Annotated in this window: 15 protein-coding genes and 1 pseudogene; 5 read left to right on the top strand and 11 right to left on the bottom strand. The window is 32.6% G+C overall.

The window, feature by feature from the left end; genetic code table 11:
* Positions 1-142 precede the first annotated feature (142 nt).
* Positions 143-1,042: a DMT family transporter gene (locus ABWU65_RS01245; RefSeq protein ID WP_019236555.1), complete on the top strand. Its 900-nt coding sequence runs from the start codon at positions 143-145 to the stop codon at positions 1,040-1,042.
* Positions 1,043-1,089: 47 nt separating this feature from the next.
* Entirely contained in the window at positions 1,090-2,397 is a 1,308-nt protein-coding gene (locus ABWU65_RS01240) for a UDP-glucose dehydrogenase family protein (RefSeq protein WP_019236556.1), read from the top strand.
* Between the two features lie 17 nt (positions 2,398-2,414).
* Here the strand turns inward: ABWU65_RS01240 and ABWU65_RS01235 are convergent, their stop codons facing one another.
* From ABWU65_RS01235 to ABWU65_RS01185, 11 genes and pseudogenes are all read right to left on the bottom strand, one after another.
* A complete protein-coding gene (locus ABWU65_RS01235; protein WP_264686281.1) occupies positions 2,415-3,560 on the bottom strand; it encodes an MFS transporter in 1,146 nt (381 codons plus the stop codon).
* A 127-nt stretch (positions 3,561-3,687) separates the two neighbouring features.
* Positions 3,688-4,740, bottom strand: coding sequence for a threonine aldolase family protein (locus ABWU65_RS01230; protein WP_226079613.1), 1,053 nt, complete (start codon positions 4,738-4,740; stop codon positions 3,688-3,690).
* On the bottom strand, positions 4,737-5,786 hold the full coding sequence (locus tag ABWU65_RS01225; protein WP_026097216.1) for a threonine aldolase family protein: 1,050 nt from the start codon (positions 5,784-5,786) through the stop codon (positions 4,737-4,739). The genes ABWU65_RS01230 and ABWU65_RS01225 overlap by 4 nt, the downstream gene beginning before the upstream one ends.
* Before the next feature lies 1 nt (position 5,787).
* Positions 5,788-7,563 carry an ABC transporter ATP-binding protein gene (locus ABWU65_RS01220; RefSeq protein WP_019236560.1) on the bottom strand — a complete coding sequence of 592 codons (1,776 nt, stop codon included), beginning with the start codon at positions 7,561-7,563 and terminating at the stop codon, positions 5,788-5,790.
* Entirely contained in the window at positions 7,564-8,553 is a 990-nt protein-coding gene (locus ABWU65_RS01215; RefSeq protein ID WP_026097217.1) for a phytanoyl-CoA dioxygenase family protein, read from the bottom strand.
* Positions 8,554-8,557: 4 nt separating this feature from the next.
* Positions 8,558-10,234 (bottom strand): WG repeat-containing protein, encoded by a 1,677-nt coding sequence (locus ABWU65_RS01210; RefSeq protein ID WP_353280118.1) that lies wholly within the window; start codon positions 10,232-10,234, stop codon positions 8,558-8,560.
* Positions 10,195-12,522: a glycosyltransferase gene (locus ABWU65_RS01205; RefSeq protein ID WP_353280116.1), complete on the bottom strand. Its 2,328-nt coding sequence runs from the start codon at positions 12,520-12,522 to the stop codon at positions 10,195-10,197. The genes ABWU65_RS01210 and ABWU65_RS01205 overlap by 40 nt, the downstream gene beginning before the upstream one ends.
* Entirely contained in the window at positions 12,479-13,432 is a 954-nt protein-coding gene (locus tag ABWU65_RS01200) for an NAD-dependent epimerase/dehydratase family protein (protein ID WP_264376250.1), read from the bottom strand. Before ABWU65_RS01200 ends, ABWU65_RS01205 begins: the two co-directional genes overlap by 44 nt.
* A gap of 125 nt (positions 13,433-13,557) precedes the next feature.
* Positions 13,558-14,307, bottom strand: a complete 750-nt coding sequence (locus tag ABWU65_RS01195; protein WP_264686213.1) for an NTP transferase domain-containing protein — start codon at positions 14,305-14,307, stop codon at positions 13,558-13,560.
* 542 nt (positions 14,308-14,849) lie between these two features.
* Positions 14,850-16,964, bottom strand: coding sequence for an AAA family ATPase (locus ABWU65_RS01190; protein ID WP_019236567.1), 2,115 nt, complete (start codon positions 16,962-16,964; stop codon positions 14,850-14,852).
* Positions 16,965-19,222: 2,258 nt separating this feature from the next.
* Positions 19,223-20,216 (bottom strand): annotated as a pseudogene (locus ABWU65_RS01185) (virulence RhuM family protein).
* A 241-nt stretch (positions 20,217-20,457) separates the two neighbouring features.
* On the opposite strand from ABWU65_RS01185, the gene ABWU65_RS01180 reads away from it, so the two are divergent.
* The 3 genes from ABWU65_RS01180 to ABWU65_RS01170 all read left to right on the top strand — a co-directional run bounded on the left by ABWU65_RS01180 (position 20,458) and on the right by ABWU65_RS01170 (position 22,737).
* Positions 20,458-20,907 carry a crossover junction endodeoxyribonuclease RuvC gene (locus ABWU65_RS01180; protein ID WP_026097221.1) on the top strand — a complete coding sequence of 150 codons (450 nt, stop codon included), beginning with the start codon at positions 20,458-20,460 and terminating at the stop codon, positions 20,905-20,907.
* 114 nt (positions 20,908-21,021) lie between these two features.
* Positions 21,022-22,242: a DNA modification methylase gene (locus ABWU65_RS01175; protein ID WP_264377320.1), complete on the top strand. Its 1,221-nt coding sequence runs from the start codon at positions 21,022-21,024 to the stop codon at positions 22,240-22,242.
* A gap of 15 nt (positions 22,243-22,257) precedes the next feature.
* On the top strand, positions 22,258-22,737 hold the full coding sequence (locus tag ABWU65_RS01170; RefSeq protein WP_353280114.1) for a hypothetical protein: 480 nt from the start codon (positions 22,258-22,260) through the stop codon (positions 22,735-22,737).
* The last annotated feature ends 2 nt before the right edge of the window (positions 22,738-22,739 follow it).

The following is a 22,739-nucleotide window of genomic DNA, read 5'->3' as shown; positions in this document are numbered from 1 at the left end:
AGCTGCATTTTATATAACACTTCTCAAATTATTTCTACTAAATATTTATGAATATGGTTAAACAGTAGATAGAAGAAACCTTTTCTATTATTGATCTTTTGTACAGTAAAGTTATCTCATAAAATATTAAATTTGGAGTTTTATGGATCACAGACTAAGAGCTTATTTGCTTGGAGTTACCTGGTTTATACTCAGTTTACTTAGTAGTGTAGTTAATGATACTATATCAAAGTGTCTCGGTTTACACCTTCAAAGTTTTAAGATAATCTTTTTCCGTTTTTTATTTAGCACTATTACTCTTATACCTTTTATATTTTACTATGGAATAGGAGTTTGTAAAACAAGTCGAATATCTATTCAAATAACTAGAGGTGCATTGTTGTTTTGTGGAATGACCTTATGGACCTATGGGTTGACTATTTGCCCAATAGTAACTGCAACAATTATAGGTTTCTCAATACCATTATTTGTTATGCTTCTTGCAATTCCTTTTCTGGAAGAAAATATAATTTGGCAAAGATGGGTAGTAGCTGTCATTGGTTTTATTGGTATTGCTATTACTACTAAAGCTTATAGTGAGGATTTTAATCCTAAAATTCTTATTTTTATTGTATCCGCATTAATCTTCGCTATACTAGATGTACTTAATAAGAAGCTTGTAATGAAGGAGACAATAATAAGTATATTATTTTACTCAGCTCTAACAACAACAATTTTTTCCACTCCATCTTTGTTATTTTATTGGCATATGCCTTCCTTGTTGGAGTTAGTATTACTGCTGATTTTAGGAATAAGTTCAAACCTAATTCTGTTCTTCATGTTAAAAGCTTTTGCTCTTACTGATGCTACTGCACTTGCACCTTATAGATACATAGAGCTAATAATTTCTGCAATAGTAGCATACGTTATATTTAATGAATTACCTGATAAAAGTGCTTTATATGGTACTTTGATATTAATACCATCAACCTTATTTATAGCTTATTCGGAAGGTAAGGCAATTAAGAAAAATAATGTAACAACAAAAGTTTATAATTGTTAATGGTATTTATTTTAGATGCTAAGCTATATTTTTAAGGTGATAATAAAATGCACATAACTATTATAGGAGTAGGGTATGTAGGCTTAGTATCTGGTACAATGTTATCGGAGCAGGGCCATAAAGTTGATTGCATTGACATAAATACTGAGAAGATTGAACTTTTGAAATCAGGGAAAATTCCCTTATATGAACCTGGATTAGCAGATTATTTAGAGAATAATATAAAGTCACAAAGGATAAGATTTTTTGATTCGTATTCTCAAATAAATCCCAATACAGAAGTAGTATTTGTAACTGTAGATACTCCATCAGACTCCCTAGGAAATGCAAATTTAAAGAATGTATATAATGCAGTAAGTGAAGTTTCTGAGAGGGTTAATCAAGATTGCTTAATAGTGATAAAGTCAACTATTCCTCCTGGTACTGCAGAAAATATACATAATTATTTATCTAATAAGGGCTATAACTTTGATTTGGGAGTTAATCCAGAGTTTCTCAAGCAAGGCTCTGCAGTATCAGATTTTTTATACCCAGATAGGATAATAATAGGAGTAAAAACTAAGCTAGCTAGGGCAAAACTAGAAGTTATATATAGATCATTTATAGATAAGAATATTCCGTTAATAGTCACTGATACAGTTACTGCTGAAATGATTAAATATGCTTCTAATGCCTTTCTAGCAACAAAGGTTGCTTTTATCAATGAGATGGCAGGTTTATGTGAGCTATTAGGAGCAGACATTGACCTTTTAGCTAACAGTATGGGAATGGACCATAGAATAGGTAAGGAATTTCTCAAAGCTGGTCCAGGATTTGGAGGATCATGTTTTCCTAAAGATTTGTCAGCTTTAATAAGGCTTGCTGAAGACCACAATGTTAAGCTACAAATTTTAAATTCAGTTAAAGAATCTAACTATAATCATATAACAAACATTGCTAAAAAGGTAGAATATGTATTAAATGGAGTCCAAAATAAAAAAATAGCAATATGGGGGCTAACTTTTAAGTCTGGTACTGATGATGTAAGAAATAGCCCAGCTATAGACGTTGCAAAATTGCTAGTGAATAACAAGGCTAAAATTACTGCATATGATCCAATGGGGATGGATAATGCTAGGCAAGTTCTAAAGGATATAGAGTACGCGGACAGCGCTATAGGAGCTGCAAGAGACGCGGAAGCCTTATTATTATTAACGGAGTGGAAAGAATTTAAAAATCAAGATTTTGCAAGTTTAAAGAGTATTATGGCTGCACCTAATATTTTTGATTTCCGTAATTTATTAGATAGCGAGCTATTACTAAGATATGGTTACCATATTTATTCCTTGGGTAAAAAATCTATCTACAAAGTTTAACTGTTGAGAAATTTTTTTTACACCGCTTTACTTAGTTTTTTAAGATCTTTGCTTGATAGTATGGAAAAGCAAACGAGTGCAACAACAGAGCAAATGGAAAAAAATGAAAACATAATACTGTTACCACAGTGCTTAACAAGTACTCCTAAGAGCACGCATGAAAATATTGAACTTGCAATATACCCAAATAATCCTGTTAAGCTTACAATTGCACATACATTATTTTGTGGAGCAATTTCTACAGCTATAACACCTGTCAGTACTTGCACTCCAAATATAAAGAATCCTGATAAGATTGCACCAAGGTTCATAAGAATTATGTTTTGACCAAAGTTCATTGCAATAAAAGTGAGTGCTATACCCAACATATAAAGTGATGCCAGCAAGCTTCTATTTTGAAAGAAGTACATATCACTAATTCTTCCTGTTATTAAAGTTCCAAGGATTCCACCTAAATCATATACGCCTGTTATTAGTGAGGATTGTACAAGAGAAATTTGTAATTTATTCTTTAAAATTATAGGAAACCAAAAGAAGATTCCCATTTTTATAATATAAGCACAAAAAGTAGCACAACATAGAAACCATATGGAACTTGTTACCTTGATACCTATTTGAGATTTCTGCACCTTATAATAGGTAGTAAAGTTGGCACTTTCTTTGTAATATGCTTTTAATATTATATAAATTCCAAAAAGTAAGCATAAGAGACCAGAGTACAAAAATGCACTTTTTGCATCATATATTTTAATTATACTTGGTAATACAATTAAAGTAATACAAGAACCAAGTTGCTGAGATGCGCTCATAACTCCCCATGATGATGCAATTGAAGAGATGCTAGAGTTTGTAACCATAAACTTGGTAATAGCTGGCCAACCTAACCCTTGTGTCCAAGCTAATAATATTAATGTTAACAGTAATAAAGTTAGATTATTATATGATAAAGTTATACCAATGGTTAATAATCCAGTTGCAATATTGCATAGCCCAAACATAAATAATGGATTATTTTTGGAGTCCATGATTATTCCATTAACAAATTTTGATACTCCATAAAAAAAAGAAAAGCAGGCAAAAAAATAGCTTAATTTTACATGGTCAGTATCTATTAACAGTGGTAGAGCAATTGGTATACTTTGTCTTGATAAATAAAGCAGCATATATCCACAGAAGAATAGTAAATATTGAAAGAAGACAAAGTTCACACCTATTCCCAAATAGCTCTATGCAGATGCTAGCATAATACTATATTGGTATAATATTGTTTGACAAGAAGTTTGCAAACAATTAGTGCAGAAAATTACTTAGTATCTTTCTTATAGCAGATACAGTAGTATTAATATCTTCATAGCTTATATCTCTATGTGTTATAGCTCTGATTTTACCTTTGATGTTAGCCATTCTAATTCCATAATTTGTAACTAGTACGTTTATTAATTCTTGAGTAGATATACAATTAGTACGTAATGAAAAATACGCTATATTAGTTTTGTATAGGTCGATATCAATTATAACTTGATCTATGGAGTCTAGGCCTTCTATAAGGTGCTGCATCTTTTTATGATCTTCCTCTAAACAATTTATATTATTATGTAAAGCATATAAACATGCAGCTGAAATAATGCCAGCTTGGTGCATACCTCCGCCAATTTGAAACTTATAGTACCAAGCTTTTTCAATAAACTCTTCACTTCCAAGCAATATTGCGCCCATTGGAGCACCTAATCCTTTACTAAAATCAATGAATACCGAATCAAAATAACTTGCATACTCTTTTGGAGATATTTTAGTATGAGCACAAGCGTTGAACAGTCTTGCTCCATCTAAATGAGTGAATACGTCATTCTCTTTGCAGAGACTTGAGATCTCTTGAATATATTCTAAAGGCCACACAGCTCCACCACCAAAATTTGTCGTTTGTTCGATAGAAACAAGCCCAACTCTCGGAATATTTCTTAAACTAGGACGAGTAATAAACTCAACAATTTGTTCTCCAGTAAATATTCCTCTCGTACCTTTGATGGGCAAAGGAGTGGCATGTGCCTGGGCTGCGATCAAGCCAGATTGTACTATGAGCGGATGTGAAGTTTCATCAAGCAGCAAGTAATCACCAGGTCTTTGAATGTGTACTTTATAAGCAATGACATTGGACATCGTTCCTGAAATCAAAAAGATTCCTGCAGGTTTACCTAATATTTTACATGCGGTTGCCACTAATTCGTTCACAGTTGGATCTTCACATGCAGCTTCGTTTCCAACTTTTGCTTTAGCCATCGCTTCCCTCATTTTAGCTGAAGGGTCAGTGTTTGAATCGCTAAAGAAATCTATTTTTATTCTCATATTAAATTTAACACAACTTCCTTTATAATTTCAGCAGCTTTCATGATGTCTGTTTCCTTTGTGCCAAGATGGGTAACTGCTCTTATATGAGACTCGAGCCAAGGAAAAAGCAATAAACCATAAGCTTGGCACTTACTCAAGAAAACCTCATTAGTTACATTTAGTGCTTTTATACTAAAGCTTACTATATTAGTTTCTGGATAAGGTAGTACCAGTTTTATGTGTGGAATTTCTTTAATCTTATCTGCAAACAATTTAGCGAGCTTATTATCTTCTTTAAGCCTAGAGATATTATTCTGTAGTACGTATTTTGCTGCATTAGCACAATACCCTATCTGATGATAACCACTACCTAGCCAAACCTGTAGCTTTTTAGCCCTTTCAATTATCTCTCTTTTACCCATAAGCATTGAACCAAAAGGAGCGCCAAGTCCTTTAGTAAAAGAAAAGCTCATTGTATCCACATATTTAGCATAATCTGCTAAAGCAATATTTGTTTCGATATGAGCATTAAATATTCTTGCACCGTCTAAATGAAGATTTACATTGTGAGCTTTTAAAAAGTGATATAACTCGACTTGTTTTTCAAAAGGATAAATTTTACCATTAAACCCATTTATACTATTTTCTATAGAAACAAGACTCACCTGAGCAAAAATTTTATACCTCGGCTTAGAATTAATAGCATATTCTACTTCATCAACATCTAAGATTCCGCTATTATTTCTAATACAATTAAATACGATATTATTTACTTTTGCATTGCCTGCACTATCGAAAAAATTAATGTGATAATTATAATTAGTTATTAGTTCATCACCAGGACTTGTTTGAATGGCAATGGCTAATCTATTTGCAAGCATACCGCTGGTTACAAATAATGCTTCTTCTACTTTGAATAATTGTTTGCAATATTCTGATAAGTCATTACAGCTTTTGTCTTCACCATAAGCAAAATCTCCAACAGTTGCATTACTTATTGCATGTATAACGTTGGAGCTCTGCAGAGTTGTAGTGTCACTTCTCAGATCAATAATTTTTTCCATCTTATTTCTTGCCATTCAAACAACCAATTTGAGCATTCCAAAGTTCCTTGTAAAGACCTTGCTTAGAAACTAATTCAGCGTGTTTACCATCTTGGACAATTTTTCCTTTGTTAAATACTATAATTCGGTCCATGTGTAAAAGTGTAGAAATACGGTGTGCTATAGTAATCGTAGTTTTATTTTTCATCAATTTGAATAAACTCATTTGAATTGTTTTTTCTGTTATAGAATCTAACTGACTAGTTGGTTCATCGAGAAATAATATTGGAGCGTTTTTTAAAAATGCCCTGGCTATTATTATTCTTTGTCTTTCTCCTCCAGATAGCTTGATGCCTTTTTCTCCAACTGTAGTTCCATATTGATCTGGTAGAGTCATAATGAAATCGTGAATACCAGCCAGCTTTGCAGCTCTCATTATTTCTTCGATAGTAGATTGAAGTTTACCATATATGATGTTTGCTAAAATAGTATCATGAAATAACAATGGGTCTTGAGGTATTACAGATATTTGTTGCCTCAAAGAACTCTGTGTAACTTCTGATACTATTTGATTATCAATCTGTATATTACCTTTTTTAACATCAAATAGCCTTAGAATTAAGTTTATAAAAGTAGATTTACCACCTCCAGAATAACCAACTAGACCTACCTTTTCGCAAGGATTAATGGTAACTGAGAAATCTTGAAATAATGGCTCCTGACCTTCATAAGAAAAAGAAACATTGTTAAACGTTATTCTTCCACTTAATAAATTTAATTCTTTAGCATTTTCCTTATCTTGAATTTCTGGTACGGTAGTCAAGATTGGCAATGCATCTGAAACTTTGCCGAAATGAGTAGAAAATTGGGTAAGATTCCTAGTTAGATGGTTAAGAAACTCTATAATCGATATATTAATTCCAAGTACAAGAACAATATCTCCTATTGCGATTTTGTTCAATTGATAATCATGAATTAAAAAATACAAGTTTACTGCTTGGAGTATATCAAATGAATAGCCGTATATAAACCAAAGCCAAAAGTATGCCCATTGTAATTTTCTCTCTGCAATAGTTCTTTTCTTGCATATTTGAAAAAATTTGTGTCTCTCATGTGCTTGCTGAGAAAATAACCTTACTGATATAACATTTAAAATACTATCTGCTATACTAGCTATTACCTGTGAATTTTGTTTAGAGTAATTATCAGCTAATTCAGTAAGCACACGAAAGCTGAAAATCGAGACTAAAATAAAAATGCTTACCCAAGTGAATGTAGCGATTGCAAACTTTATGTTTACTAATGATAAGGTATAAATAGCTAAGACTAATGCTATACTGTAACCGAAAAAACAATCTATAAGCAATCTTATTAACTCTATCACACTATCCATTAAGCTACTGACCTTATGTACTAAGCTTCCAGATAAATTGTTCTGATAATAGGAATGGTCTTGTTGGAGTAGCCTACAAAAAGATATATCAGCTATCTTTTGACGCATTAAGGTAAACATTTGAATGTCAACAAAATAGCCATAGAATCTAAAAGCAGTAGTGATAAGTAATGCCATACCAAGATAAGCGCTTACAGGTAATAAAAGATTTTCAATTACATTACCTTCCTGATATTTTACAGCTGTATCTAGAATATTTTTTACTAAATACTTTCTAAAAGACAAATCAACAGCTACCACCAGGGCAACTAAAGACATTATAAGTACATTAAGTTTGAATTTAGATGCTATATTCAAGATGAACATCAATACACATTTGAAGCTATCAACTCTACTTCTGTTCATTTATAATGCTAGCTCCACTACGTTGACTTTTTTATTGAGAAATACAAGTAGTGAAAACCATAAATTTTTGTATATTTTTCCTGAGATGTCTCCAGCATCATGTAGTGCTGATGCTCGATTCAGAATAAGTAGCTTATATAAATCTCGCTTAGCCTCAGTAGTGTCGATCTCAGAAATATTTGTAGTTGTGTCTGTAATAAAGGCTAACCAGCTCTTGATAAGTTCTTCCATGTTTTTTACTTTTATACTTTCCTGGTAGCAAAATAATGACAAGCATTCTCTCAGTATAGATTCTGTTAACCCACCACAATTGAGTATACCAAAAACTGAAGGCTGAGGTTTTGGCACATAGGGAAGATCTTGATCTTTTACAATCCACCTTGTTACATAAGCAAATCTATCTTTAGCATCTGTATTCTTATCACTACCATGCCATAACCGTGAATCAAAAACTATCGCATCTCCTGCTGAAATAGGTAGTGACTTAATTTTGTAATTTTCCCGATTACTTGAGTACTGATCAAAAAAATATGGGTACCAAAAATCAACTAAAGGCTGTATTTCCCATTTATGACTGTTTTCTATAATTTGCAGTGCACCTGAAGTTTCACTTACATTATTCAAAGCTAACCAAACAGAAAAGTGGTAAGGATCATTGAAACTATAGGAGATGTCTTGGTGAAAGGGAACTGCATCTATTAAATCAGCAGTTTTACATATAACATTTGATTTTTTCTGCAGTATCTGACACTGAAGTGACTTTTCAAGGTAATTTTTAATAATTTCATCTAATGCTTGAGAGATAATTCTAGTTACTTGAGATGACGTGCCCCATCTGCCGGTACAGTTTAAGTAGTCAGAAGTTGAAACACTTAGTTCTTGGGATAGCTTTGATATCTTATTTGTTATATCACTTAAAGACTGAGTTATTAGCTCTAAAGGAACCAGATTTTTGATAATAAAAAAACCATTTTTTTGTAATGTTTCCATATGATTAACACCTGACATCAATAACTGATAAGTAATCTGTTAAAGGTATAACAGCAAAAATTTTGAATCCTTTTACTTGTTTGAGTATTTTTTCCCAATTGCTTAATGTTCTTAGTTTACCTCCTGTTTCAACCATTACATTAATATCTACAGAGCCTCCATCTGGAGAGCGGTAATCTAAAATAGTTTCTATCAATAAAATACGAGATATTCCTTTGACCAATTTTAAATAAGATAATACTTTATCATCATCATAATGCTGTAGAAAGCGGCAAAAGACACCTAATTCATAATTTGTAGCTGATAGTTCTTCCTGAGTTATAAGTTTGACTTTTAAATTTTCTACTAACTGTCTTGGCACTTTATGTTCGTTATATAGGCCTATGGAACCTTTATTGTGTATATCAGAATAAGCAAGAAATAAAGAGTGTACACCAAATAGCAATATATTCTTAGCATCATCTATATTAATTCTAGAATTAAACTCTTTAGTATCAAACCTAGAATATCCTAGTAATGCTTGGTAAAATGCTATTTTCTTATCTTCTGATGCTTCTCTTTCCTTAAAAGATTCAAATGAAGAGATAGACTTCTGTTTTAGTATATCGGCCATCTTTAACCAATTCTTTTCAGCGGCAACTCTTGCCCACATTGTTGCTGCTTTTGGCAAAAATGGTATTTCCTTAAAACACTTACCTTTTGATGATAGTTTCCATAAGTCCTCGTCCTTATCGTAATCAATAAACCCTATTTCCCACAACGCCCTTAACAGCCTTTCTAGATTTGGTACGATAATGTTTAACTTTTTAGATAAAAACGGCACAGTTGCAGGTAAAATATTTAACAAATCAAGTTCAATAGCAACGCTTGTTAGGTAAGTTTTCCAAAAGGCTGAAAGTTCTGCAGAAATCCTATGCACTTGAGATTCTTTACCTAAATCAAAAATACTAAACTTTACATTTCCGGTAATATCGATTTGTCCTAACACACCTTCAAAAGTTTCAACTTTTGCCATCCCATTATAAAATGCTTCTACCATTTTAAATCTCTGCTGGTAAACAGGATCACCATTAATATCTATATGAAACCAACCATGTTGATCTTCTGCAATAGAATACCCTTTATGAAAAACATTAAGTTTTTTATACCATTTATTATGTACTAACTTTCCATGATGATTAATATGTGTAGCTTTACCATCCTTATAGACTACAGCGATACCATCCTTAAAATCTCCAACATAATCATATTCCTCCTGATAAATCCTGTTGCCATTTAAATTAATATGAAAACATTTATCATGTCTTCTAACTACACAAATATCTTCCTGATAATTTCCAATCCATTGATACGACTGTTTGTATACTCTACATCCAGATGAATCAATATGGTAACACCCTGTATCATCTTCTACGGCCGCTCTATTAAAGTAGAATCCAAAAGTTTTTAGAAATCTATGATGATAAACTGCTTCTCCTCTTACATTGATATGATAAGCACCTGTCTGATCATAAACCGGTGCAAGACCGGGCTCATGAAATTTACCAACCTTTATAAACCTATCTTCATACAAAGGATTTCCTAGTAATTCGTGAAAACTCTCACACGGTGAAATTTTAATAGATTTAAGATTATCTTTGATTAATTGATCAAAGGTTTTCTCATGTTGCATGTTTTGCATAATTTGTAATTTAAATAATTCTTTTGTAAGCTTAGGTACTCACTACTCTGCCATATTTCCTCGAGTTTAACCTCATTAACATTACCAAAATTTCCTAATGTCTTACGGAGTTCATCTGGAGCACAGCAAGGACTAAACTTTCCTTCATTGTTTATCCATGCTTCTTTACCTAAAAATGGGCATTGACCACCTGGAGCCAAATCCTTAATACCTTCTTGAGAAAGAATTGTAAAATTTTCTAATTTTATCTTTTTACCATTTGGTAATAGCATATTATCTCTAAGCTCATATAACCTTCTCACCTCTGTATTCCATCTACTAATTGCTAACTCATCTCTTCTCATAGATAGATCCTTAATTTCCTCAAAATGTGCCCAAAGATGATGTCCTTTAACTCTATCTATGCCATTTTTTATGGCCATCTTAACTATGTCATAGAGTTCATGTAAATTACTTTCCAAAAATGTTAATTGTAAAGTAACGGTACACCTTTCACCTGTATCGCTAAAGTATTTATCTCTAACTTCAAGGAAAGTTTTTAAATTTTCTGTCACTACTTCCCATTTTGAACCTTTCATGATTCTTTCATGAGTTTCTTTAGTTGCCCCATTCCAGGAAATCTTAACATCAGATAAAATTGGTACCAATAGTTCAGCCCATTTTCTAGCTCCTTTAATGGGAAAAGAACCATTGGTTGTGAGGTTAAGCTTAAGGCCGAACTCATGGCACAAATTGATTATTTCATCAAAGCTTTTATACATTAAAGGCTCACCCATAGTAGAAGGAATGATTTCCCTTAAAGGTGTGCCAGCTGCTTCCTTAATTACTTTTCTGATAGTTTCTATCGACAGTATCTTAGGTTTTATTCCTTTAGCTTTCTTCTCTTCTTTAACTTTGCTGTATGGTGAAAAACATTCGCACATTATACAAGCAAAATTGCAGTAATCTGGATTAGTATCAAAAGTAATTCTCCAAGGACCAGGTTTCACAGCTACTGATTTGCCTTTCTTTTCAATAGCATTACGGTAAATCTTGTTAAGTTTCTCAGTATGCTCACCTATAGAAGGTATATTTCCATTTTTAGTATAAGGATAGCCTTTTTGGGTAAGTTTATTGTATAACTCCTGATTTGTAGATAGGACTTGCATTTTTTCTGACAAACTACTTGCATCTCTGTGCTTAAATAATAGTCCATCTCTTACATATTCTGCCATACCACCATAATCGGCTGTTATAACTGGTATTCTAAGTTGCTGTGCTTCATGTATTACTAACGGTGAATTTTCACCCCAAATTGAAGGAACGACTATTGCATCAACTTTATTAAATACGTCAGTAACTATATTCTTATTATCATAACTTCCCATCCACTCTATTCTTTCTTTAACAACAGGTGAAAACTGATCGGCAATCGCTTTTAAAGCTTTAGTTTCTTCTCTTGCTGCTCCCCAAATTCTAAGTTTTGCTTTAGATGATAAGTGAGAAAAAGCTTTCAATAATAGATCAACACCTTTTTCGGGAGTATGAGTACCAATATAACCGAAAATAAACTCTTTTTCTTGTACTCTATTTCTATTCTTAAGACGATTGAGATCAAAACCATAATCAAGATAAGAAATTTTGTTTATCGGAACATAAAAATCCTGAGTAAATTTATCCATCAAGAATTTCGATGGGGAAATAAAGTAATCTATATAGTCTATTATTTTCCTTGTGTGCTTCATTCTAGTTGCAACCCATTGTTCCCAATAATTTAGGTCTGAATTCAGGAATTCTTCATCTCCTGTAAAATATCCCTTGTAACATTGGGTTGCACATTTTTGATCCTTTTGTCCATCACAAAGCTGTAATAAATCTTCAGAATTGCGTTGAATAAACCTTCCTCTTGGACACATTAACCAAAAGTCATGTAGCGTAAAAATTGTAGGTATATTTTCTTTAAAAGCAATTTCTGGTAAAGTAATTGATAGATGATTAAGATGACCAAAATGTATAAGATCTGGCTGAAAGTTATCTATTACTCTTTTAAATTTTATATCTACTTCTTCATTAATAAATTTATAACGATATTTAGCTATGGGTATATTAATTAAATGCAGTAAGATTCGAGAATCACTACGATCTAGGACTGTAGTGTAATAAAAATCAGGTAAAAAGCTATTTTCATACCTAGTAAATACTTGTACCTCATTGTTATTTGCTAGTTCATGAGCAAGAGTTTGGCTGTAAACCTCTGAACCAGCGCTATAATAAGGAGGGTAACCATGAATAACTTTTAATATTTTCATATATTACCATATCTATATTGTTAGGATACTCTTGTATATTGTTTTGTAGACTTTTTATAAAATTGCTTAATCCTACTTCTAATGAATGCTTTGGAGACCAACCAAGTAGCTCTTTAGCTCTAGTAAAATCACCATGGAACTTAGTTACGTCAAAATTTCTTGGAGGATAAAAATCAATTCTAGAATCACTTTTCGTGACTTTTAATATTGTTTTTGCTAAGTTTTCTAAAGTACATGGGCTATTAGTAGTAAGATGAATAGCAGGAAGAGAAGATTTTTCACTTTGTAAATATTTAACAGTTAAGCATATACCCTCTATAACATCATCCAAGTAGGTAAAATCAAAAACACATTCTTTACCTTCTATTTTAATTGGATCACCTCTTAATGCATTAATACAGAGTGCGGGAATTACTCTACTGTTATGATCTAGTAAACCACCGTATACATTTGAAAAGCGTAATATTGCTACATTAAAATCTTTTAAACTTGTTATTTGCTTCTCAATAAATGCTTTACCTTTGGCATAATTATTTATTGGATCGATACTAGCAGATTCTGTAACCGGCAGTTCCTTCTGCTCTCCATAGACTTCCCTACTACTTGCATATATAAACCATGGTTTATTTGGAAGTGACTTACATAACCCTAAAAACTGCATTGTACCATCAACATTAATTTTTTTACACAGTTCAGGATAAAGTTCACCATGTATAACTCGAGAAATTGCAGCCAGATGAATAATTCCTGTACACTTAGCAAGTAGTGGTACTATATCTTCTGAAAAAAAACTGAGTGGATTGTTGCGAAACCTAATATCACAGCTTATTACTTCATGGCCCTGGTTTTCTAACTTTTTCACCAAGGTTGACCCTATCAAACCTGCAGCACCTGTTATTAATATCCCCATGTATACCCTCTCACTACAAATAGGAAAATTTGTCGTACCAATTATCTTACAAGTAAGAATCAAAAGGTATTATAAAACCAGTATAAAACAAATGTCAACTTAAATTAATGAATAAAAAAATGTAGTTATGAAAGAAAAGTTGGCTGCCTTCTTTCTTGAAAATAGTGTTCGGCTTTAATCAAATCCTCTTTATTATTTACTCCCATTGCTTCTCTTTCATCAGAAACTACATAACCTACACTCAAGTTATTGTTTGCTGCAATGGGCACTATATCATTAAGACAATATTCATTGGTCGAATTATTGAATTTTATTTCTTTTACTAAGGTAAAGAGATCTTTAGCATATAAAGCCATTATTCCAGAGTTTGCAAGAAGCATTTTATCTCCATTTTTTAGGATTTTTTGAACATTTCCGTAATTATCAATTACTAATCTTCCATATTGTTCATCTTGACTATTGAATCCAAGAAGAACTAAATTATTATACTTTAAACAATCAGTCATTTTCATAACTGTATCGCTAGATATAAAAGGAGTGTCTCCATACTGTATTAAAACTATGTCTTGATCAGATAACTCCTCCAGATTTTCTAGAGCAATTTTAACTGCAGTGCCAGTGCCTGTAATATCTTCTTGAATTATTAGTTTTATATTGTATTGATCGATTATACTTTTTAGAGTATCAAAGTTTTCTAAATCTTTTAGAAGGGAGTTGTTAACAACAATTGATAAGCTTTTTAGACTCAGCGATTTTGCATTAGAAATTATATGTTCTAAAAGAGTAAGATTTCCCACTTGGTGCAACGCTTTTGAATATTCAGAATTCATTCTACTGCTCTTTCCTGCTGCTAATATTATCAAAATTTTACTCATACATAATTCAGGAATTGATTAGGTAGTAAGTTAATTTATAATTAGTAAGATGTAAAGTCCACTTTGATTTTCTAGAGGAAAATAACTACCATCGAACAGACAAAATTCGTTAAATTAGCATCTGTAGTAATTCTTAAGTAAAATTTTAGAAAGAGACGCCCCATAGTTATAATTGAGTGTGTGCTACTTTCAAGTATGGTTTTTATTGATGAAACCTCTTAGACCACTCTGTTTGAAATAAGGTAACTACTGCTTAATTCACCAAAAAGCCTGTAATTAAGTTCTAAAGCGAGTGTGTCCAACCCAATCGATTGTATCTCTTTAGCGTCTGTAATGCCCTTTAAAATTTGAATAAAATGTACTTATACTAATTCTATTAGTATAAAATAAACTTGCACATGATTTTATCGTCATTTTTATTCATTGTAAAGAAAATTTTGTATGAAGGTTTTTTAGAAAACTCACTTGCCCCTCTTAAATGCTCTCAACATCCTGAAAATTTGAATAAAAGTAATTGCTATTTTCAGAAACTTTTTGAAAAATTACCACAAAACATCTAAATCTTTAATAGGCAAGACCGCACCATTTGCTTGTAGATAGTAATGTGTTGGCTTTATTAACTTGTGCTCTACTTTATCTCCTACTGAAACTTTAAATTCCATATCCTGCACACAAAGAAATCCATATTTAGAATTGGTCCCATATCCTGCAGCATTACGAAAGAATTTAATCTGTCCAAGAGTTGCAAGATTATTTATTCTTTCTCTAATATTGCGCTCACTGCCAAGCCCCTCTTCTCCTTCAAAACGCTTTGCAAATTGTCCAGCAGTATAAATATTACCTTGATATGCGCTACTGCGAATTAAATTCAAGATAACCTCATGTTTTCTCATCCGTTCTAAATCCAACTTTTTACTATATTGATCTCTGATTATTGGTTCTGAATTTAAAACTGAATTGTCATGTACAAATGCCCCATTTTTCCAGTAAAGTGTCATTTGCCCGTTATTGCACTGCGAATAGTTAGATTTTTTGCGCGATAAAATTCTCTCATCAGGAGAAGCATTAGCTTTATCTGGTCTAGTCAAATACCAACGAGACCTTACTGTATTATTCCATGCTGTTGAACCGCCTGTGCCAGTTTTACGTATTATTCCCGCATCAGAAGGGTGGGCAAGTAATAAAACAGCTCCTTTTATTGCTTGAGCTATTCGACCACAACAACCTTGAATAAATTGTCTCACATGAGAACGGTCGTTTTCATTTCCTCCAAATAGGTCTGCTGCTGTATCTAATATCACAAGCTTCGGCTGAAACGATTCAATATCCTCAAGTAACTCTTGAAAGTACGTAGTTAATTGACCAGTATCTTTGTTATTAAAAACCATAAGTTGATTATTGTGCCCTGCTCGTGACCATAAGCCAACATTATCCTGAAAATCAGAAGATTCCATACCTGATTGATAAAATTCATTTATTGCGCATTGCCGACGCCAAAGTTCTTCTTCATCATCTTCACAGAACACACCATATGTCTTTATTTTTTCCAGATCTATTCCAAGCCAAGGTTTACCAAAAGCAGCGGCTGTCATTAATTGTTGAGCAAGGAGAGATTTTCCAACACCACCATCACCATAAAGAGCTGTAACACTTCCTACAGGGAGCCAATCCTTAATAACCCACTTTCTTTCTGGAGGGATATTGGTCCAAACTGTAGTATCAATTCTTTTTGACTTTCTTGAAGAATAAGGGCTTTTGTTGTTAAGGATAAATTCTTCAACGTTCATTCCTTCTAGCACACTATCTGCAGCATCCCAAGATTTTGGCTTATCTTGAGGAATCTTGAGAATAGAAAGTGATGCAACTCCAAAACCAGAAAGCTTTTTTGCGGCTTCTTGAGCATAATCTTTTCCAGGATCATCGTTATCTGGCCATATAATAATGTGTTTACCTTTAAGTGGAGTCCAATCAGTTTTCTCAATAGGTGCTTTTGCTCCAAACATTGCTGTTGTTGCAGTGATCCCTTGTTCTATGAGTAGCTCAGCACATTTTTCCCCTTCTACCAATATCACTCTATCAGATTTAGTGATGCCTGGAATGTTATACAGAGGCCTGATCTCAGGTGCAGTAAAGGTAGATTTTTTAGCATCAAATGGTTGATAACTTTTTCCTGAAGCAGTATCATAACGATATTTGCTGGCAATCAACTGATTATCCTGATCGAGATAGTCCCATTGAGTTATTCTCTTTTGCTCTTTAGTAGGTCGCTTGTTACATCCTATCCATTCACTTATCGAAGAAATTACTTCAACAAATTCTATTTTAGCGTTTTTCCCATGTGCAGCTGCCCAAAGATCAATAATGTCACCACCGTCCCCAGTTGCAAAATCAATCCATAATCCGACCTTGCCATACGCTAATTCAACTTTGAGGCTTTTGCCTTTATTACCTTGTACATCACCTATCTGAAATTTGTCACCATGAAAAGTTCCTCTTGGAAATAAATAAGAAAGGCATGATCTGATGTTTAATAATAGTTGTCTTTTTATTTCTTCTACATCAAATTGTTCTAATGGTTCTAAATGTGAGACAGCGTCGTTAAAATCATAATTTAAAGTATTTTTTTCTTTGACATCAGTTAAAAAATCTTGTACCATAGGTTGAAGCTCCTTTTAAAGTTAAGTGTTTGAAAGGTTTTTGAGCAAGGCTGTATTGGTTGCGGTCTTGTTCTCTTATCATGAAGTAAAAAATGTAGTAGGTGGTTCTCTTGGCAAAGCTTGAAAAATATATTAATAAGTGAAGGAAGTCAGTTCAGGTTTACAGTAAAGGTAAGATTGAAGGCTCTTAGAGTTTTCTTTCTTTTAAGACAAAATACTCTAATATAATTCTACAATATTTTCCTCACTATGTCAACTTCCTATTAAATAATCATAATGCTTCTATTTTGTCACATTGATATATTACATATTTATAGTATGTAATATATATTATATATAAGGAAATTTGCCATTTAACATTTTGGTTAAACCTCCACATATACGCAGCTTTGGAGCCGATTGGCAATTTTGCCAAATGAAATTTTATTTGCCATTTGAAATTCTCTTAAGGTATTGATTTTCTTGTATTTCTCTTTGTAAGTTCATCTGGTTATTTGGTAGGTTTGCCAAATGATTTGCATTTTGAAGCTTACTTTAATAAGTAAATATACCTATATGCTAGAAAATTTATAACAGTTGCTTACTGCATAAACTAAGTTCACTTATTAACATAACTCAAGAGATGCTTATATTTCTGTACCATTGACTATAGTATACCGGATCCCTTATCGATCTTTCCGGAAGTGAGGGAAATTTTTCCAAAACACGTTTACTCCTTATTATAAAAACATCTGACTTTAAACTTACACTATTTCCTTACTATATATGTTCACAAAAATTCTAAAAACTGTTCACTTTTTTAAAAAATTTTGCACAACTCCGCTTTCATACTCCACTAAATGACCTACTTTTCTAACGACTAAAAATGCAGTCCGAAATATGATTTGCTCTAAAAATTTTTCATTGAAATTACAAAAATGAACAGGTAACGCAAATTCTGTAAAGGACAATGGTGGTATTGAAAATTTAGCTCTGCTCTCAACTTACACTCCTCAAAAAAATTACAAAATTTAATTTCATTTTAACTTTAAACAAAAAGGCCACCTATAAGTTGCATCTGCATTATGTTGCAAAATATACTATACTTTCCTTATGAGACACTTACATAATCAAATAAGCTATCTACTACTTTTCTTCTCCTCCATAACAGATATATACTGTAAATGTGGTTTGAAATATGAATTGCTCTAAAATTTTTTTTATTACGATTTTTCTATTAAACTTTAATAGAGCTTAACGTGTTTACAATATACCCAGGTGAGAGATTTTCCGTCTATAAGAGGTAGCCGTAAAAATGCTATATTAGTAAAACTATTAATAATAATTATTTGTGAATTAAGTACTTTAGATTCGAGATTATATAGACTTTTGGCAGTTTAAGCCATTTTAGATTGGAAAATGAAATCTCATTAAGCTGAGAAGTGGGCTACTGTAGGGGAGTTTAACATAATTTAAGGTTACAAGTCAAGCAAACTACTATAATATCATAAAAGGCTGTTCCTTGGCTGATTTTGAGTGTTTCTTAGTTTAGAGAAAAACCCTATTATTATAAATAATAAAAATAAGGTATATAATAATACCCTATTTATATTTTATATTTTTCATTCTTATTTATTCTTTAATTTTTTAACTCTTATAGATAGCTCTCTAAAAAAAAAGGATTTGAGACAGGAAACGTTAAATTCTTTTTAAAAAATTTTCTTTACAAGGCATGAAAACCGTGTTAAACTTATATGTAAGTTTCTTTCGTGATAGTAAGATTAATTAAAATACCTTTTAGTTGAGTTTAGAGTTGTTTTATAAGCGATCTTTAATCAGGGGAGTATTTTTTTGCTTAAAAGTTGTGGCTAGCTTTAAAACATAGGTTTTCTCCTTTAGTTATTAAATTTCTGCTTTGCTTATAATATAAATGTCCTAACAATTAAATTACAATATGTATTCCGTTCAAGATTTCAGCCAATTTATTGAGTATTCCGGAAAAAGAGGATATGATTTGTTTGTTCTTTAGGCATAGGTGTCTAAAATTACAGAAATGAATCATTTTTTTCTATTGAGCTTTTTCTGCATCTAAAACTTATGTACCGCTTAAAATGGAGACAAAGATCAAAATTTATTTATTTACGTCTCTAATTTTATCTCGTATAATGGAGACAAAGATTTATGTTTTCACTATTTATTGGCAGATAGGGCTTTCTAAAGGGTGGTTCACCCCCCTTGAAATTAAAACAAAAGCAAGATGTCAAACACAGATAGCTCAACTACAAGCTGGTTTTTGTTGTAGTTATTTTCTCACTTTCTTTACTTGCTTTAATTAATTCATCAAAGTCAGATTCATGTAATTTATCTTGTATAACTCTATACTTTTCGTATTCTCCTTCAGCTAGAGCTTTTGCAACTTCAGCACTCAGCATCTTTAAGTACTTCATAATCATTGAACAATAGAAATGCATCCAACTTTTCAACCCAATTCTGCATTTTCATTAGCCGATGCTTTCTTGCTTGAAGTTCTGCATAATCTAGATACATTGAGACAATGTGATTTAGTTCACTTAATTCTTTTTCAGTCAAGTAGTTTTTTGCAACACTTACATCACTCTTATGAATTTTATTACCTAGACCATCTTTCCAAGTAGTTAGTCCCATATGTGGTTTTTTATGATCAACTCGATAGCTCTGCTGCAGTCAAGCCGTAAATCGCCCAATATAATTTATTCTGTACTTTTGCATAAAATTGTTTTGTTATTTCTGAATTTGGATCATAGTCTGCAGAGCATTCAGCATAAATGTCGGTAATCTTCTGGTAAAACCTACGTTCGGATGCTCCTGATTTTTTCAAGTAATTCATTGAAGTAGTCTTTGCCAAACTTTAGGCCGTTTTTTAGCCGTTCGCTATCTAATGCAAATCCTTTGATGATGAAATCTCTCAAAATTTTTGTAGCCCATACTCTGAAAGATGTAGCCTTTTTAGAATTAACTCGATAACCAATAGCTATCCAAATTATAAAATTGTGTAGGGTACTGTTTACCATCTTCAGCAGTATTCCGGGAAATCCGGATAACTGAATCTTTATCTAACTCTTGACTAGCAAATATGTTCTGTAAATGCTCACTAATTGTTCTAATATTAACATCAAACAACTCCGCCATTCTTTTTTGTGTAAGCCAAATGTTTTCATCTCGATACAAAACATCAATTCTCACGTCTCCATCTGGAGTTGTATATAATAAAATTTCGTTTTCATTTATTATCATATCTACTCTACCTTACTTCAAGTAGCATATAGGTTATTTGTAAAAAAGACAAGCAACTGTAAAACTCTAAAAATAGAGAACTATCTACTTTATTCTTTAGCTGGTGAGCAGTTTTGAAATTATTTTAACTTTTTTTTTAGAAAATCCCGGAAAAAGTAGTAAGAAATCCGGTATATATATAATAGAAGGGCATTGTTTCAACGAGGTTAGTTTACCTCTATACGCTTCAAACACAAAGAAAATGTCAATCCTAACACTCGACCTTGGCAAGCAAACGGGCTGGGCAATTCTAACAGATGGAGTAATTGAAAGTGGAAGCAAAAGTTTTCATGGTAGTCGTTTCAGTGGAGGTGGCATGGTATTTCTAAATTTTCGTAAGTGGTTGAATGAAATGAAAGAAAAATTTCCAAGTATTGAAACAGTTTATTTTGAGGAAGTAAGAAGACACCTTGGAACTGATGCAGCGCATTGTTATGGTGGTTTTCTTGCAGTTCTCTCTGCTTGGTGTGAAGAGAATCATATTCCCTATCAGAGTGTTCCTGTTAAGACTATAAAACGCTTTATAACAGGCAAAGGCAATGCAAGTAAGAGTGAAGTTATTGAAGCGATACGTGAAAAAGGTTTTTCACCTAGAGATGATAATCAAGCAGATGCTTTAGCTTTGATGTTCTATGTTATGGAAAGATATTAATAAGCTCATAAAAAGTGGGTCCTTTCGGCCATAATGGCGGGTTTGGTGGTGCTGACCCCAGGCCTTTTCTAGTGTCAGAGATATTTTGAATATTAACTTTTTAATTATTAAGATATGAATTTAGCAATCCACTACTATCCTGTTGAAAACCTCGTCGAATATAAGCGTAATCCTCGTAAAAATGATGACGTAGTAAACAGAATGTGTGCTTCAATCAGGGAATTCGGCTTTCGTATACCAATAGTTGCAAAAAGCGATGGCACTGTGGTTGATGGTCATTTAAGACTTAAAGCAGCAAGAAAACTTGGTATGGAGAGTATTCCTGTGGTTTTAAGTGATAATTTAAATGAACCACAAACTAAAGCTTTTCGATTACTGGCAAATCAATCAGCTAACTGGGCAAAGTGGGATGATGAGCTTTTAAAAGTGGAAATTCAAGAGTTAGAAGATTTACAGTTTGATCTTAAAATGACTGGATTTGAATTAGAAAAAGTTCAAAACTTTCTTGATGATTTAGACAGTGAAAAAGAAGATCTTTCTGACTTAGTTGTTGATGACAAAAAAGTAGAAATAACAAAACCAGGGGATTTATGGATTTTAGGTGATCATCGAATCTATTGTGGTGATAGCTCTTTAGTTGAATCATATAAAGCGGTATTAGACAATAAAATGGCAGATATTACCGTATGTGATCCTCCATATAACGTTGATTACGGTAGCAGTCAGGAAAGAGAAGATAAAAAAATACTAAACGATAATCAAGGTGAAAAGTACGAACTTTTTCTCTACTACATCTGTTCCAATATTTTAGCATATACGAAAGGAGCAATTTACATCTGCATATCATCATCAGAGTTTTCGACGTTGCAAAAAGCATTTGAAGAAGCAGGTGGTCGTTGGTCAACATTTATCATTTGGGCAAAGAATCACTTTACGCTAGGAAGATCAGATTATCAAAGACAATACGAAGCAATGCTCTATGGATGGAAAAGCGGCAATAAACGTGAGTGGCATGGAGGAAGAAATCAAAGTGATCTGTGGTTTTATGATAAGCCAATACATAACTCACTACATCCAACGATGAAGCCAGTAGAGCTAATGGAGAGAGCAATAGTAAACAGCAGTAGATCTGGAGACATAGTACTTGATCCATTTAGCGGTTCTGGCAGCACACTGATTGCATGTGAGAGAACAGGAAGAATTTGTAGAACAATAGAGCTAGATTCAAAATTTGTAGATGTAACCATAAAACGTTGGCAAGTATACACGGGAAGAGATGCCATTTTAGCCGATACTGGTAAAACTTTTGCAGAAATTCAAGAAGGAAATTCGTAAAAAGGGGCAAAAAAAGTGGAAAAAATAACACAAACAGAGTGGGCAAGGGAGATAGGAGTATCAAAGCAATATGTCTGTTATTTAGTAAAAAAAGGAATAGTTGAGCTGGAGGATGGACTCATTGACCGAGAACAAGCAAACAGGGCTATAGAAACAATAAGAGATCCAAGTCAGCCACTGAGGAGAAAAAATCCAGAAAACGAAAATACAAGTAACCTTTCCACAATGTTGCTTAAAACTCGAATAAAAAATGAAATGGAACGAGGTAAACTACTTGAGGCGAAAGCTAAGGCTGAGATAGGAGAACTTGTAGCAGTAGAGGAAGTAAAGCGCGATGCATTTAATGTAGCAAGAGTTGTCCGTAATAATTTGCTTAATATTCCAAATAGGGTTTCAGCACTGCTTGCATCACTGAGTGACACTGAAAAGATTCATAAGACGCTAACTGAAGAGATTACAAACTCACTTGAAGAATTATCTAACGCTAAATTTTAATA

It is taken from the genome of Wolbachia endosymbiont (group B) of Silvanus unidentatus (genome assembly GCF_964028615.1).
Classification (GTDB): Bacteria; Pseudomonadota; Alphaproteobacteria; order Rickettsiales; family Anaplasmataceae; genus Wolbachia.
This window is presented reverse-complemented; position numbering and strand designations above follow the sequence as displayed.